General features: G+C 73.4%; 14 protein-coding genes and 1 pseudogene. 4 read left to right on the forward strand and 11 right to left on the reverse strand.

Annotated features, from left to right (window positions below):
- Positions 1 to 114: 114 nt before the first annotated feature.
- The 7 genes from ABZ671_RS23205 to ABZ671_RS23235 form a co-directional block, all read right to left on the reverse strand.
- Complete coding sequence (locus ABZ671_RS23205) at positions 115 to 1,398, reverse strand: citrate synthase (RefSeq protein WP_357861669.1); 1,284 nt, start codon at positions 1,396 to 1,398, stop codon at positions 115 to 117.
- Between the two features lie 196 nt (positions 1,399 to 1,594).
- Positions 1,595 to 3,634, reverse strand: a complete 2,040-nt coding sequence (locus tag ABZ671_RS23210) for a sulfatase-like hydrolase/transferase (protein WP_357861671.1) — start codon at positions 3,632 to 3,634, stop codon at positions 1,595 to 1,597.
- Positions 3,627 to 5,042, reverse strand: a complete 1,416-nt coding sequence (locus ABZ671_RS23215; protein WP_357861673.1) for a methyltransferase domain-containing protein — start codon at positions 5,040 to 5,042, stop codon at positions 3,627 to 3,629. Before ABZ671_RS23215 ends, ABZ671_RS23210 begins: the two co-directional genes overlap by 8 nt.
- Positions 5,043 to 5,047: 5 nt before the next feature.
- A complete protein-coding gene (locus tag ABZ671_RS23220) occupies positions 5,048 to 5,197 on the reverse strand; it encodes a hypothetical protein (RefSeq protein ID WP_357861675.1) in 150 nt (49 codons plus the stop codon).
- 224 nt (positions 5,198 to 5,421) lie between these two features.
- Positions 5,422 to 6,912, reverse strand: coding sequence for an ATP-binding protein (locus ABZ671_RS23225; RefSeq protein ID WP_357861677.1), 1,491 nt, complete (start codon positions 6,910 to 6,912; stop codon positions 5,422 to 5,424).
- A complete protein-coding gene (locus ABZ671_RS23230) occupies positions 6,890 to 7,636 on the reverse strand; it encodes a response regulator transcription factor (protein WP_357861679.1) in 747 nt (248 codons plus the stop codon). The genes ABZ671_RS23225 and ABZ671_RS23230 overlap by 23 nt, the downstream gene beginning before the upstream one ends.
- Before the next feature lie 84 nt (positions 7,637 to 7,720).
- Positions 7,721 to 7,948 carry a hypothetical protein gene (locus tag ABZ671_RS23235; RefSeq protein ID WP_357861681.1) on the reverse strand — a complete coding sequence of 76 codons (228 nt, stop codon included), beginning with the start codon at positions 7,946 to 7,948 and terminating at the stop codon, positions 7,721 to 7,723.
- 129 nt (positions 7,949 to 8,077) lie between these two features.
- Here ABZ671_RS23235 and ABZ671_RS23240 point away from each other — a divergent pair, with 129 nt between their 5' ends.
- Positions 8,078 to 8,506, forward strand: a complete 429-nt coding sequence (locus ABZ671_RS23240; RefSeq protein WP_357861684.1) for an OsmC family protein — start codon at positions 8,078 to 8,080, stop codon at positions 8,504 to 8,506.
- 4 nt (positions 8,507 to 8,510) lie between these two features.
- On the opposite strand, the gene ABZ671_RS23245 is transcribed toward ABZ671_RS23240, so the two are convergent.
- A complete protein-coding gene (locus ABZ671_RS23245; RefSeq protein WP_357861686.1) occupies positions 8,511 to 9,464 on the reverse strand; it encodes an endonuclease/exonuclease/phosphatase family protein in 954 nt (317 codons plus the stop codon).
- Positions 9,465 to 9,680: 216 nt separating this feature from the next.
- Here ABZ671_RS23245 and ABZ671_RS23250 point away from each other — a divergent pair.
- Positions 9,681 to 9,869, forward strand: a pseudogene (locus ABZ671_RS23250) (hypothetical protein); the annotation flags it as partial.
- 8 nt (positions 9,870 to 9,877) lie between these two features.
- Here the strand turns inward: ABZ671_RS23250 and ABZ671_RS23255 are convergent.
- Together ABZ671_RS23255 and ABZ671_RS23260 are read right to left on the reverse strand one after the other, a co-directional pair.
- Positions 9,878 to 10,408 carry an ATPase gene (locus ABZ671_RS23255; protein ID WP_357861688.1) on the reverse strand — a complete coding sequence of 177 codons (531 nt, stop codon included), beginning with the start codon at positions 10,406 to 10,408 and terminating at the stop codon, positions 9,878 to 9,880.
- A 202-nt stretch (positions 10,409 to 10,610) separates the two neighbouring features.
- Positions 10,611 to 10,925 (reverse strand): hypothetical protein, encoded by a 315-nt coding sequence (locus ABZ671_RS23260; protein ID WP_357861690.1) that lies wholly within the window; start codon positions 10,923 to 10,925, stop codon positions 10,611 to 10,613.
- Positions 10,926 to 11,114: 189 nt separating this feature from the next.
- Here ABZ671_RS23260 and ABZ671_RS23265 point away from each other — a divergent pair, with 189 nt between their 5' ends.
- The gene (locus tag ABZ671_RS23265) at positions 11,115 to 12,092 is read left to right on the forward strand and encodes a DUF2267 domain-containing protein (protein WP_357861692.1); all 978 of its coding nucleotides are present in this window, start codon (positions 11,115 to 11,117) and stop codon (positions 12,090 to 12,092) included.
- 196 nt (positions 12,093 to 12,288) lie between these two features.
- Positions 12,289 to 12,927 (forward strand): fused MFS/spermidine synthase, encoded by a 639-nt coding sequence (locus ABZ671_RS23270; protein ID WP_357861694.1) that lies wholly within the window; start codon positions 12,289 to 12,291, stop codon positions 12,925 to 12,927.
- Between the two features lie 14 nt (positions 12,928 to 12,941).
- On the opposite strand, the gene ABZ671_RS23275 is transcribed toward ABZ671_RS23270, so the two are convergent.
- On the reverse strand, positions 12,942 to 13,670 hold the full coding sequence (locus ABZ671_RS23275) for a DUF981 family protein (RefSeq protein ID WP_357861696.1): 729 nt from the start codon (positions 13,668 to 13,670) through the stop codon (positions 12,942 to 12,944).
- Positions 13,671 to 13,708: the final 38 nt, after the last annotated feature.

The raw sequence follows: 13,708 nt of genomic DNA on the forward strand, positions 1-13,708 counted from the left end.
GGGCCCGCCAGCCCCCGCGCCCGGGGGGCCCGGCCCAACCCCCCCACCTCCCCCCCTTCCCCACCCGCCCCCCCCCCCGGCGGGGGGCGGGCGCCCTTCGCCGTCGGTCGGCGGTCAGCGCTCCGCGGCCGGGACGTAGTCCCGCGTGGCGTAGCCGGTGTAAATCTGCCGCGGGCGGCCGATCTTGGTCTCCGGGTCGTTGATCATCTCGCGCCACTGGGCGATCCAGCCGGGCAGCCGGCCCAGGGCGAACAGCACGGTGAACATCTTGGTCGGGAAGCCCATGGCCTTGTAGATCAGGCCGGTGTAGAAGTCGACGTTCGGGTAGAGCCGCCGGGAGACGAAGAAGTCGTCGGCGAGGGCGATCTCTTCCAGCTGCATCGCGAGGTCCAGCATCGGGTCCGGCTTGGCCATCCGGCCGAGCACGTCCTGGGCGGCCTTCTTGACGATCGCGGCGCGCGGGTCGTAGTTCTTGTAGACCCGGTGGCCGAAGCCCATCAGCTTCACGCCGGTCTGCTTGTCCTTCACCTTCTGCACGAAGGAGCGGACGTCGCCGCCGTCGGCCTGGATCCGCTGGAGCATCTCCAGCACGGCCTGGTTGGCGCCGCCGTGCAGCGGGCCGAACAGCGCGTTCACGCCGGCCGACACGGAGGCGAAGAGGTTGGCGTTGCTGGAGCCGACCAGCCGCACGGTCGAGGTGGAGCAGTTCTGCTCGTGGTCGGCGTGCAGGATGAACAGCATGTCCAGCACCCGGGCCACCACCGGGTCGACCTCGTACGGCTCGGCCGGCACCCCGAAGTTCATCCGCAGGAAGTTCTCGACGTAGCCGAGCGAGTTGTCCGGGTACAGCAGCGGCTGCCCGATCGACTTCTTGTAGGCGTACGAGGCGATGGTCGGGACCTTCGCCATCAGCCGCACCGTGGACATCTCCACGTGCTCGGAGTCGAACGGGTCCAGGCTGTCCTGGTAGAAGGTCGAGATCGCGCTGACCGCCGAGGAGAGCACGGCCATCGGGTGCGCGTCGCGCGGGAAGCCGTCGAAGAACCGACGCATCTCCTCGTGCAGCAGCGAATGCCGCCGGATCCGCTCGCTGAACTCGCCGAGCTGCTGCTGGGTCGGCAGCTCCCCGTAGATCAGCAGGTACGAGACCTCCAGAAAGGAGGACTTCTCGGCCAACTGCTCGATCGGGTAGCCCCGGTACCGCAGGATGCCCGCGTCACCGTCGATGTAGGTGATCGCGGAGGAGCAGGACGCGGTGTTGACGAAACCGGGGTCGTAGGTGGTCATCCCGGTTTCCTTGAGCAGGTTGCCCACCTTGATTCCGCCGGGGCCTTCGACCGCGGACTGCACCGGCATCGACAGCTGGCCACCGGGGTGGTCGAGCTTGACTTCCGTCATCTGTTCCTCGCTTCGCCGGCAAGATCTACATTGAGTTGCCTTCGCTTTTACCGTACTTACGGTCCGGGCGACACCGCTCGTCATGGTTCAGCGGTGAGGTGTGCGTCACCCGATTCCCGACCGGCCGGCGCGGAAACCCGCGAAAACAGGACCACCCCGGCCAAAGCCGAGGTGGTCGGAGGCGTCCGAGACGCGGTCAGGACAGGCGGAGGCTGCGCAAACTGCCGTCGGCGCCCACCCGGTAGAGGTCCAGGCGGTTGGCCCCGGCGACGAAGAGCCGATCGTCGGGCAGGAAGGCGGCGAAGCGCCGGCCCTTGTCGGGCGAAACGACCGGGACGACCGCGCCCACGGTGCCGTTGACCGCCACCGCGAGCTTCGTCCCGTCGGGCACCGAAGCGGGCACGGCGCCCCAGACCAGGGCGGGCAGGTCGCCCGCCGCCGGGTCGACGGCGCGGAACGCGGCCAGGTTCGCCACGGTGGCCGTGCCCCCGGCGGGCTTGCCGCCGACCCGGGTGCCGATCAGCGGGTCCGGGGCGGGCGTGGCGGGCGGGGACGGCACCCCGCCGGTGATCCGTACCGGCTCCCCGGGCCGGTCGTAGAAGAGCTTGCCGGCGCCGTCGCGCGGGGGCTGCTTCGCCGAGCGGCCGTCGAGGCGCCAGGGGACGCTGATGTGGGTCTCGTCGAGGATGGTGGGCAGCAGGTCGACGTGCTGCCAGTTCCGCTCGTCGGTCCGGCCGGCCTGCTGGCCGGGCTCCTTGACGAACATCGGCACCCAGGCGACCTGATCGGCGGCATGGCTGATGGCGTCCATTCCCCGGCCCTGCCAGTCCCGTAGGAAGCTCACGCCGTGGTCGGCGGTGACCAGGACGAGAGCCTGGTCGTAGAGGCCGGTGGCCCGCAGCGCCCGCAGCGTCTCGCCGATCAGCCGGTCGGTGTAGCCGAGCTGGGCCAAGTGCCGCTGGCGGGCCAGGTCCACCCAGCCGGCGCCGTCGTTGGGCAGGTCGTCCGGGGCGGCGTAGCGGGCCCCGGACGGCAGGTACGCCCACGGCGCGTGCGGCATCAGCAGGTGCAGGAAGTGCAGGGTGGGCCGGGTGGACGGGCGCAGCCCGGCGAGGAAGGTGGTGAACCGGGCCGGCTGGTTGTCGTTGAGGGTGTCCCAGCGGAACTTCGGGTCGGCCGGGACCGGCTCGGCGGCGTCCAGGTTCGCCTCGGCCCGGGTCAGCTCGCGGTACGAGTTCTCCGGGTCGACCTGACTGTCCACCGGCGCGGTGACCTGGCGCAGCAGCTTGCCGCTCTCCCGGACCAGCACGCCGAGCCCCTGCTCCGGGCTGGCCGGCTGCTCGCACCGGCTGGGCGGGCAGAGCCGGGTGATGTTCTCCTCGGCCTTGATCTCGTACAGGCCGCCCAGAGCGGTGAACAGGTTGTCCGGGTACTGCGAGTAGTGCGGGGCGACCGACTCGGCCGGGTAGCGGCCGGTCAGCATGGCCGGCAACGCGTACGGCGTCCAGCCGCTCACCCCGGTGGCGTCGCGGTACCAGGTCGACCCGGCGGCGAGCTCGGCGAAGCGCGGATACCGGGCGGCGTCGATCAGCCCGTCGGGGCCGAGCAGCGAGACCAGCGGCAGCTCGTCCAGGACGATCATGACCACCGGCGGGTGGGCGCCCGCGCCGGCCACCCCGGCCGCCCCCGCGTGACTGCGGGGCAGCACCACCGCCGAGGCCGGCGAGGCGAACAGGAACAGGCCGACAAAGATCACCGGCCCGGCCGCGGCCAGCCGCAACACCCGCCCCATGGCCCGCCAACGCCGATGCGCGACCGCCGCGCCGACGCCGACCGCACCGGCGGCCAGCAGCAGCGGTACGCCCCGCAGCGGGGTGGTGTGCCGCCCCACCTGGACGGCGAGTGCGGCCAGCAGCAGCCCCACCACGAGGGTGTGCACCGCCGCCCGGGCGATCCGGACGGTCACCAGGCTGACCACGCCGAGCAGGGCGAGCGGCACGGTCGGCACGACGGCGATCAGCGCCACCAGGAGCAGCACGTCGGCCGGGGAGGCGCGGTGGAACAGGAAGAAGTCCGGACTGTGGCCCAGCACGTCCAGCATCGGCTGGGTGACCACCAGGCCGACCAGTGCCACCACCTCCAGCAGCCGACCCAGTTCGTCTCGCCACCCGCCCCGGCGGCCGGACGGCGGCGCGTCCGGGCGCACCTCGGGGGGCGCGAGAGTCTGTTCAGCCACGGATCACCACCTGGTAGAGCGTGCGCGTGCCGGACGGCAGCTCGACCCGGCGCACGATCCGGCCGCGCGCCACGAGCAGCGCCTCGAACGCCTCGCGCCGGTAGTCCGGGAAGAGCCCGTCCGGCTTGTTGGCCAGCAGCCGCCGGGCCATCGGGTCCTCGGGGTGGACGAACTCCACGACCAGCGTGCCGCCCGGCGTGGTCAGCGTGGCGAACTGGTCCAGCACCGCGTCCAGCGGCACGTTCCGGCCGATCGCCAGGTGGTGCACCAGCGCCAGCGCGAGGACGAGGTCGGACCGTGCCCGGTCGGCGAAGGCGGCCCGTTCGACGCTCCGCCAGCCGCCGCCCGGCGACGGGTCGGCCAGGTCCATCACCAGCGGCAGGATCCGCCGCTCCCCCTCGTCCCGCAGCGCGCGGTAGAGCACGTCGACCACCGTCGGGTCCTGCTCGACGGCGACCACGTACTCGGCGTGCCGGGCCGCGATCCGGGCGTACCGGCCGTCGTTGGCACCCAGGTCGAGGGCCAGCCCCGGCATCGTGACGGCCGCCGCCCGGTCGACGAAGCTCTCCTTCGTCGACCGGTCGGGCACCGAGTACGCGCAGGTGCGCTGGTAGTCCGACCAGTGGCTCGGCCCCGGCCGGGCGTCCAGCCGGCGGACCAGCTTCTCCAGGCCGCGTGCGGTCGCCAGCACCAGCTCCCGGGAGTATCCGGCGTCCCGCAACTGGGCGCGCACATCACTGGTGCTGGCCTGGGCGTGTCGGGCCTGCAGCGCGCCGTGCAGGTGGACGTGGGTGAGCACCCCGGCGTGCCGCCGACGCGCGCCCGAGAAGAGGCGGCGCATCTGGTCCGGCTCGATGCCGTCGATCCGGGCCCGCAGCCAGGGCTGGAAGTCCAGCCCCAGATGGGCCTGCAGCAGCAGCGGATAGAGCAGGGTCTGACAGAACTGCCGATAGCCGGCCCAGGGCTCCCCGTCGCGGGCCGGCTCGAACGAGCCGACGTCGATGAAGACCGGTGACGCGCCCCGCCACTGGAGGTTGTAGGCCGAGCCGTCCTTGGTGGTGAACCCGGCGACCAACGCCGATCGCAGGATCTCCAGGTGCAGCAGGGCGGCATCGCGCAGCATTCCGCCCGACCACTCGTACGGGTGCGAGACGACCGGGATCCGCTCGTGCCGCAGCACCGCCGCCCAGGGCAGGTCGACCGGGGTCGGGACGAGTTCCTCCGTGCCGCACAGCTTGCCCGCGTCAAGCAGATCGCGGAAGAAGTCGCTGGCGGCGAGGGCCCGCCAGTCGCCGGCGGACCGCTCGTCGAGGCCGCGCAGCACCTCGCCCCGACGGTGGAAGACCCGGTTGCCCGGGTCGCGGAAGGAGCCCGGCTCCACCCGGGCGGCAGCGTCGGAGACGGACACGCCGGTCAGCTCCGGTCGGTGGGCTGCCGGCGGAACCGGGCCATCAGCCGTCGCCAGTAGAGCTTGACGGCCACCGCCGCTCCGGCCACCCCGCCGACCACCGCCTGCACGATGAGGCTGCCGGATCCCGCATCCAGGTAGGCCAGGTGCGTCACGGCTGCTCCCTTCCCTCGCCGTTGATGGAAGCCGGCCCGATATCGTCGCCTGAATGCCCCCAAAGCCGGACTTGTCCTCCACCGTACCCGTCTGCACCGGGCACGGAGGCCGCACGGTCGTAAGGAAGGGCCCCTTGTTAACGCCTGCGGTAGAGCAGGGGCCCCCTGTTAACGCCTGGGACACCCGCCCCCCGGCCGGCATAGCGCCCGGGCCCGTGAACGACCTATGCGTCGGCTGTGGGTCTCGGCAGCAGCACCGTGAACGCCGTACGGCCGGGGCGGCTGGCCACGGCGACTCGGCCGTGGTGGGCCTCCACCACGGCGGCCACGATGGCCAGGCCGAGGCCGGTGCTGCCGTGCGCCCGGGACCGGGAGCCGTCACCGCGGGCGAAGCGTTCGAAGACCTCCGGCTGGAGGTCGGCGGGAATGCCGGGGCCGTCGTCCGTCACGCTCAGCTCGACTCCTTCAACCGTCGAGGCGAGCCGGGTGGTGACGATGGTGCCCGGCGGGGTGTGCACCCGGGCGTTGGCGAGCAGGTTGGCCACCACCTGGTGCAGCCGGTGGGTGTCGCCGGTGACGCTGACCGGCGCGTCGGGCAGGTCGAGTTTCCAGCCGTGGTCGGGGCCGGCCGCGTGCGCGTCGCTGACCGCGTTCACCACCAGGGCGGTGAAGTCGACCGGCTCGGCCGCGAGCGGCCGGCCGGAGTCGAGCCGGGCGAGCAGCAGCAGGTCGTCGACGAGAGTGGTCATCCGGACGCTCTCGGATTCGACCCGGCGCAGGGCGTGCGCCACGTCCGGCGGGACCTCGTCCCGGCCCCGCCGGGCCACCTCGGCGTAACCGCGGATCGCCGCCAGGGGCGTACGCAACTCGTGGCTCGCGTCGGCGACGAACTGGCGTACCCGGGTCTCGCTGGCTTGCCGGGCGGTGAGCGCGGCGGCGACGTGGCCGAGCATCCGGTTGAGGGCGACGCCGACCTGCCCCACCTCGGTACGCGGGTCGGTGTCGGCCGCCGGCACCCGGACCGACAGCGCCACCTCGCCACGGTCCAGCGGCAGCTCGGTCACCCGGGTGGCGGTGGCGGCGACCCGGTTCAACGGGCGCAGCGCGGCCCGGACGATCAGGGCGCCGAGGCTACCGGCGATGAGCAGCCCGGCGGTGACCACGCCCGCCTGCGCGACCAGCATCCACATGACCGTCGCCTCGACCGGGGCGAGCGGGATGGCGAAGACCAGCACGTCACCGTCGGGCACCGTGCGGGCCACCGCACGGTATTCGCCGAGATCGCCGACGTGGACGGTGCGCGGCGTGCCGTCGACGGGCAGGCGGGTCAGCGCGGTCACCTCGCCGGCCGGCACGGTGATCGGCGCCTGGTCGCTCTGCCTCGACGCCGCGACCTGGCCACCAACGATCCGGACCGCGATGGAGTCCGGGGGCAGGCCGGGCGGCAGCGAGGGCGGGCGGCCCTGGCCGCGCCACTGCGGCAGGTCGAAGGGAGACCGCCGGTCCTGCTGCCGTCGGGGCTGATCGCCGCTGAGCTGATCGTCGACCTCGGCGATCAGGAAGTGCCGCAACGCCACCGTGGTGAGGCCGCCGATGCCGATGCTGACCAGGGCCAACAGCGCCACCACGGAGAGCACCAGGCGGCGGCGCAGCGACCAGCCGGCCAGCCGGCCGCGCAGCCGCCGGGCCCGCTCACTCCGCGGGCTTGAGGACATATCCGGCGCCCCGCAGCGTGTGGATCATCGGCTCGCGGCCGGCGTCGATCTTCTTGCGCAGGTACGAGATGTACAGCTCGACCACGTTGGCCTGGCCGCCGAAGTCGTAGTTCCAGACCCGGTCGAGGATCTGCGCCTTGCTCAGCACCCGGCGCGGGTTGCGCATCAGGTAGCGCAGCAGCTCGAACTCGGTGGCGGTGAGAGTGATCAAGCCGCCGCCGCGGCGTACCTCATGGCTGTCCTCGTCGAGGGTCAGGTCGCCGACGGTGAGCACGGCGTTCTCGCCGGTGGCGACCGCGAACCCGGTACGGCGCAGCAAAGCACGCAGCCGGGCGATCACCTCTTCCAGACTGAACGGCTTGGTGACGTAGTCGTCGCCACCGACGGTCAGCCCGGCAATCCGCTCCTCCACCGCGTCCCGGGCGGTCAGGAAGAGCACCGGCACGGTCGGGGTCTCCTCGCGCAGCCGGCGCAGCACCTGGAAACCGTCCAGGTCGGGGAGCATGACGTCGAGCACAACCGCGTCCGGCTTGCACTGGCGGGCGGTGCTGATCGCGGCCATCCCGCTGCCGGCGGTGCTCACCTGCCAGCCCTCGTAACGCAGGGCCATCGAGAGCAGGTCGGCGAGGGTCGGCTCGTCGTCCACCACCAGGATTCGCACCGGTTCGCCGTCCGGTCGGCGCAGCTCGATCCGGCCCTGCCCGGCCCGCCCATCCATGACCATGCCTCCCATCGTGGGCGGGCCCGCTGTGCCGAACCTGTTCCGATCCTGTGTATCAGCTGTGCGGCCCGACCGGCCAGACCCGGCTCACTCGGTGGCGCCGAATGGTTCGGTGCGCACGTACCGCATGGTCCAGGTGCCCCAGCCGTCCCGGTGGTCCCGTTCATAGAGGTGGTCGGCTTCGCCGCCGGGGGGCGGGCGGTCCGGGTGGCGCATGATCCACCGCTGTGGCGGCACCCCGTCGGGGTCGGCCGGCAGGTCCCGGACCAGGTCGTCGGCGGGCCCGCCGACGAACCGTACGCGCACCAGAGCCACTCGTACCCTCCGCTCCTCGCGGGGCACCCGCACCCCTGCTCGGGAAGCTACCCCGCGCCGGCGGGCCCGCACCCGGTTTCGTGATGCGGGGGCCGGGTAGCCGGGCGGGTGAGTGACGGGAGGAACGCGATGCCGAGTCCGAGTTCCTGGCTGCCCGAGAAGGCCACGGCGACCGCCGCGGGGGGTCACGTACGCACCGAGGACGGCGGGCTTTCCACAGCCCTGGCGTCCCCGCTGGCGCCGCACTGCACCGGCCTGACGCCCGAGCAGCTGCTTGCCGCGGCGTTCGCCTCCTGCCTGCACCACGCGGCGGTGGAGGCGGCCGCCGAGATCACCGACGAGGCGCACACCGTCGAGGTGACCGCGGAGGCGAAGCTGGGCCGCGACGACGACGGCCGGTACCGGGCCGACGTGCACGCCGAGATCTCGTCCGCCGGGCTGACCCGCAAGCAGCTGGCCGACCTGGTGGCGTACGCGGACCGGCTCTGGCCCTTTTCCAGCGGCGACGCCAGCCGGCACCGGCTGACCGTCACTCCCGCCGACAACGGCCGGCGCTGACCGCTCACCAGCGGAAACCGGCGGTCACCGCCCGGTGGTCGCTGTCCGGGGTGCGCAGCACGCCCGCCGCGGTGGGGGTGAGCCCGCGGTAGAGCACGTGGTCGGGGCGGGTCACCGGCAGTTCCGCCGGCCAGGTGAAGCCGAAGCCCTGACCGGCGTCGGCCTGCGCGTCGTGCAACAGCCGGGCGAGCGGGACGAACACCCGGTCGGTGGTGGCGGTGTTCAGGTCGCCGAGCACCACCAGTCGAGGCGCCGGGTCGGCCCGCACGGCCGTGGCCAGCGCGGCCAGGGTCTCGTCGCGGGTGGCGGTGTGCCCGGCGCGGGCGGAGCCCAGGTGGACCACGTACACCACCAGGTCGCCCTGTGGGGCGGCGACCACCGCGCGCAGCGCCCGGTCCCAGCCCAGACCGGTGTCCACCCCGACGGCGTCGCGGATCGGCCACCGGCTCCACAGCGCAACCGTCGAGACCGCGGCCCGGTGCGGGTACCGCTGCCCCAGTGCGGCGTCGACCCGATCGTCGTCGTCGACCTCCTGCAGCCCGATCAGGTCCACGTCTGCGGCGGTGAGCGCGCCAACGGTGGCGGCCGGGTCGGGGTTCCCGGAGCGCAGATTCTGGCTGGCCACCCGGAGCGAGGTCGGCCCCGCGCTGGCCGCCGGTGGCAGCCAGGCGCGCCCGTAGAGCGCGCCCCAGACGACCGCCGGGAGGAGCACCACCAGCAGCGCCCGGCGGGAGCGGCGCAGCAGCGCCGCCAGGCCGAGCAGGGGTACGCCCAGCCCGAGCAGCGGGGCGGCGCTGTCAACCAGGCTGCCCAGGCCGCGCACGTTGGGCACCGCTCGGTGGCCGGCGAGCAGCACGGCCAACAGGACGGCGACGATGCTGACCACCAGGCCCCGCCGACCCCGGCGACCACCGGACGAATCGTCGGCGACCGGCTCATCGACCATCTGCTCCGTCACCGTCCGCATCCTATCGATCCGGGCGGCCCGCGGCAGCCGGGGTTCTCGCGGCCTGCGTGACCTGCTGCCTCGACCTCGTCGGTTTCCTCGGCATCGGGGACGACGCCGGGCCGGAGCACTGGGCGGTCCCCGAGGCGTTGGCCGACCGCAGCGCCATCGAGCAGCCCGCCTCGCGGGACTTCGCGCGCACCGCGCCGCCGGTGGTCGCGCCGACCGGGCACCGTCGCCGAGCTGATGCAGCCGGCGTACGCCGCCCGCGCCTTCTTCACGGCACTCGCCGAGGTGCCGGGCTGGGCAGACCTCAGCCTCACCCGGGCGGCCCAGGCGGTGCAGGTGTCCGCCTACCCCGACGCGTACGCCCAGCACGAGGCGCACGCCATCACCGTGGTCGCCGCACTCGTCTGAGCGAAAACTCAGGCGGCGCTGCGCTCGGTCGGGCCGGTCGCCGGGTCACCCGGGGCACCCGCGGCCACCCGGGTCGCCGGCACCCCGGCCGCGGCGGTCGGGGTGTCCACCGGCACCATGTCCCCGCGTACCCCCAGGATCTCCTCCACCCGGGCCTCCCGCCGCCGCCGGGCCAGCAGCGCCGCCTCGACGTCGCGACGCGTGCGCAGCGCCTCCGCGTACGCCTGCTCGCGGACCTCGCGGGCCTCCTCGCGGGCGGCCTCCAGCTCGCCGCGGGCCCGGGCCAACAGCTCAGCGGCCTCCCGCTCCACCAACGTCGCGCCGGCCCGCACGGCGGCCGTGTCGGCCTCCAACGCGGTACGCCGGCGCAGCAGATCACAGAGTTGGGTCGCCTCCTCCCGGATCCGATCCCACTCCCGACCGGCACCGGCGGCGCTCTCCGCGCGCGCCGCGAGCCGGACCAACCGGACTCCCAGCTCATCCAGGCAGGAGTCCACCTGCCGCTGGTCGTAGCCGGTTTCAACGACGGAGAACCTCATACTGTCGCCCCCCAGGCAGCTGGTCCTACTTTCCCCCACCTGCCGATGCTGCTCGGTGGCGGCTTCGGCCGCGGCGGTTCGGCGAAAAATATTCAGTATCCGAGGCTGGGAGACCCCGCGCCGCGCGATTCGCCGTCAGCCGCCCGGACAGGGGGATGGCCCCCGACCCTGGGACCAGGGGTCGGGGGCCGGAGAGGATGGCTCAGGCGGCCGGGACCGGTTGCCGACGTGGCCCCGACTCGCGCAGCTCCGCGACGGTGGGCGACTCGGCGTCCTCCGGGGCACCGGAATCGGGCGTCTGGAAGAGATAACGGACGAAGTCTCCACCCGCCTCGTTGTCGTCCGCTCCGGGCCACTGCCCCACACAGTCGACTCCGACCACCTCGCGGCCGGTGCCGTCGGCCTCCTCCAGCAGCGCCCACAGCGTCACCGGGTAGGAGCGGGTGAGCTCCGGCGTGACCTGCCACCGCGCGTACCAGCCGGGGCGGGCGGGGACGATCTCGATGATCCTCTTCATGGTGACCTTCCCTTCCGCGTGCATCGGAAGTCTTCCGGTCCACCTCGATCATGGGACCCCGCCGGGTGAGCGGCACTCACCCTCGCCGGATGAAGCCCGCCGGCCCCCGAGACAGCACCCGTTTCCTTCCAGCCGACGCCGGGAAGGCCACCCGCGAAAGGCGGAACCGACGAGGAACGAGGTGCGACGATGCGCAAGCAGATGGAGGGCGACAACCGGCGCCGCCGGACCCTGGCCCGGGAGGCCCGGGAACGCGGTCAACGGCCGAGCCAGACCGGCGCCAGCCTGAGCGCGTCCAAGCAGGTCACCTCGCTGGACCAGCGGGAACGGTCCGGCCCGCCACCGGCCGGACGGCACAAGCCCAACACCACGCGGGGCGGTCCCGCACCGCCCCCGGCCGGTATCCCGGAACGTCCCCGACCCCGTCCGGACCAGGCCCCGGGCGCCGCCCGGGTGACCACCCTGGGCTACCGGGATCTCGTCGACGACGTCAGCCGACGGGCCGGGGTCGACTTCTCCACGGCCAAGGTGGCGGCGGAGGCGACCGTGCTCGCGCTGGCCTGGGCGCTCGACGAGGCCGAGCGCGAACGGCTGCTCGAGGCGGTGCCGCTGAAGCTGCACGACGTGGTGCCGGCGGACGGCATCGAACGGCGTCGGGACCTGCCCGGCTTCCTGGCCGAGGTGGGCCGCCGCAGCCGCCTCACCCCGGAGCAGGCGCGCTACCAGGCCGAGGCGACCCTGGCCGCGTTGGCCGACGCCGACGGTGACCTGGTCGAGTCGCTGCGCGTACCGGACGGGTTGCGGGACCTGCTGACGCCGCCGGAGCCCGGCGGCGGTCTGGTGGGGCCGATGTCGGCCACCGCACCGCTGACCGAACAGGAGCTGCGCGGCGCGCTCGCCCGGCTGCCGTACTGGTCCAGCGACCGCCAGTCGCTGGTGCGCACCATCGAGCTGCCGGCCGCCAACCTGGACCGGGTGCTCGACCGGCTCGACCAGCTCCGGGTCGAGACCGGGCGCGGCCCCCAGATCGGCCGCCCCGACCAGGACAGTGCGGTGATCACCGTACGGACCCGACAGGTCGACGGGGTGACGACCCAGGACGTGGACCTGGCCGGGCGGATCGACGACGCCATCGACGAGGTGGGCGCCGGCATGAACGCCGGCTGAGCCGGCCCGGGCCGGCGGGCACCCCGCCCGCCGGCCCGGGTACCGTTGCCCGCCGTGACAGGCGCGGAGGGTCTGGAGATCGTCGTGGACCGGTCCCGGCCGACCGGGCGGACGCTGCTCGCCGCCGGCGTCGAACAGTCGTACGTGGACGTCGCGGACCCGCGCCACCCACCTGCACTTCGAGTACGTCCGCCGGATGGCCGCCGTGGTCGACCTGGCGGCGCCGCCGGGTCGCCCGCTGGCCGCCCTGCACCTGGGCGGCGGCGCGCTGACCCTGCCACGCTGGCTGGCCGCCACCCGACCCGGCTCACCGCAACGGGTGGTCGAGCGTGACCCCGCCGTGGTCGAACTGGTCCGCCGCGAGCTGCCGCCGACGCCGGCCGAGGTGGCCGTGGAGATCGGCGACGCCCGGGACGCGGTCAGCGTCGCGCCGTCCGGCGCGTACGACCTGGTGCTCGCCGACGTCTACCGGGCGGCCCGGATGCCCCGGCACGTGGCCAGCGTCGAGTTCGTCGCCGAGGTGGCCCGGGTGCTGCACCCGGACGGCGTCTACCTGGTCAACGTGACCGACCTGCCGCCGCTGGTCTTCTCCCGTACCCAGGTGGCCGCGCTGCGCGCCGTCTTCGCCGACGTCTGCCTGGTCGCCGACCGGCGGATGCTGCGCGGCCGGCGCTACGGCAACCTCGTGCTCGCCGCCGCTCACCACCCGGACCGGCTGCCGGTACGCCGCCTCGCCGCCCGCGTCGCGCGGGACCCGGTGCCCGGCGGCGTGCTGCACGCGGCGACCCTGGACGCGTTCGCCGCCGGCACCCGCCCGGCCACCGACGCCGGCTGACCGTTGAGGCCCGCCTACATCGTGTGGATGATCAGCCCGATGTGGGTGAAGTAGTTCAAAGCTCCGAACAGGGTGAAGGCGATACCGGCGATCGCCCAGGCGACCCCCACGATCGCCAGTAGGACCCGGTTCAGCCTGATCAGGGCGAACGGGGTGAGCACGGCCCCGATGCCGACGAGGACGTACAGGCCGGAGATGAAGGTCGCCTCGATGAGCGGGTAGTCCGCGAAGGCGCCCGAGATCGGCTCCTGGGGTGGCGCGGCGAAGAGGGTGTACGTCCACCCGGCCGCGGCGATGCCGAAGCAGGCGAGACCGAGCGCGAATACGAAGATCGAAATCGGCCAGACCAACCGTCGAACCTGCTCGGTCCGGGGTCCGCCGTCCTCCAGCGACGCCTCGGCGAAGACCCTGCCGCGCCGCCAGAGCACGATCGCCGCCCCGAGCATCAGCGTTCCGAAGCCGAGTGAGGGCTCGCCGAAGATGATGTTGTCGAAGGCGAAGCCTCCGGGCGCGAGCGGCCAGGTCAACGTCATGTGCAGACCGGTGACGAAGAGGATCGTGCCGAGAACCGCGAAGGCGATCGCCCAGCCCTCGGCGGCGATCGGCCGGTCCGTCAGCATCTGCCAGCCGAGCGCCACGATCAGCAGCAGACCGGAGCCTGCGGCCAGCGCCATGATGGTGTTGTAGGTGGGCATCTCCGCCCAGTTGATTTTCAAGGCTTGTTGAGTCAGCGTCTCCGACACCCCGTCCCCCCTCCTTGCCTTACCTGCGCCGACGCGCC

Origin of the sequence: Micromonospora sp. NPDC006766 (assembly GCF_040636055.1) — a bacterium.
Taxonomy (GTDB): Bacteria; Actinomycetota; Actinomycetes; order Mycobacteriales; family Micromonosporaceae; genus Micromonospora.

Coding starts and splice junctions, on each gene's coding strand:
- ABZ671_RS23240 (WP_357861684.1), top strand. CDS start 8,078: ATGCCGAGTCCGAGTTCCTGGCTGCCCGAGAAGGCCACGGCGACCGCC.
- ABZ671_RS23255 (WP_357861688.1), bottom strand. CDS start 10,408: ATGAGGTTCTCCGTCGTTGAAACCGGCTACGACCAGCGGCAGGTGGAC.
- ABZ671_RS23205 (WP_357861669.1), bottom strand. CDS start 1,398: ATGACGGAAGTCAAGCTCGACCACCCCGGTGGCCAGCTGTCGATGCCG.
- ABZ671_RS23270 (WP_357861694.1), top strand. CDS start 12,289: ATGGCCGCCGTGGTCGACCTGGCGGCGCCGCCGGGTCGCCCGCTGGCC.
- ABZ671_RS23260 (WP_357861690.1), bottom strand. CDS start 10,925: ATGAAGAGGATCATCGAGATCGTCCCCGCCCGCCCCGGCTGGTACGCG.
- ABZ671_RS23225 (WP_357861677.1), bottom strand. CDS start 6,912: ATGTCCTCAAGCCCGCGGAGTGAGCGGGCCCGGCGGCTGCGCGGCCGG.
- ABZ671_RS23265 (WP_357861692.1), top strand. CDS start 11,115: ATGCGCAAGCAGATGGAGGGCGACAACCGGCGCCGCCGGACCCTGGCC.
- ABZ671_RS23230 (WP_357861679.1), bottom strand. CDS start 7,636: ATGGTCATGGATGGGCGGGCCGGGCAGGGCCGGATCGAGCTGCGCCGA.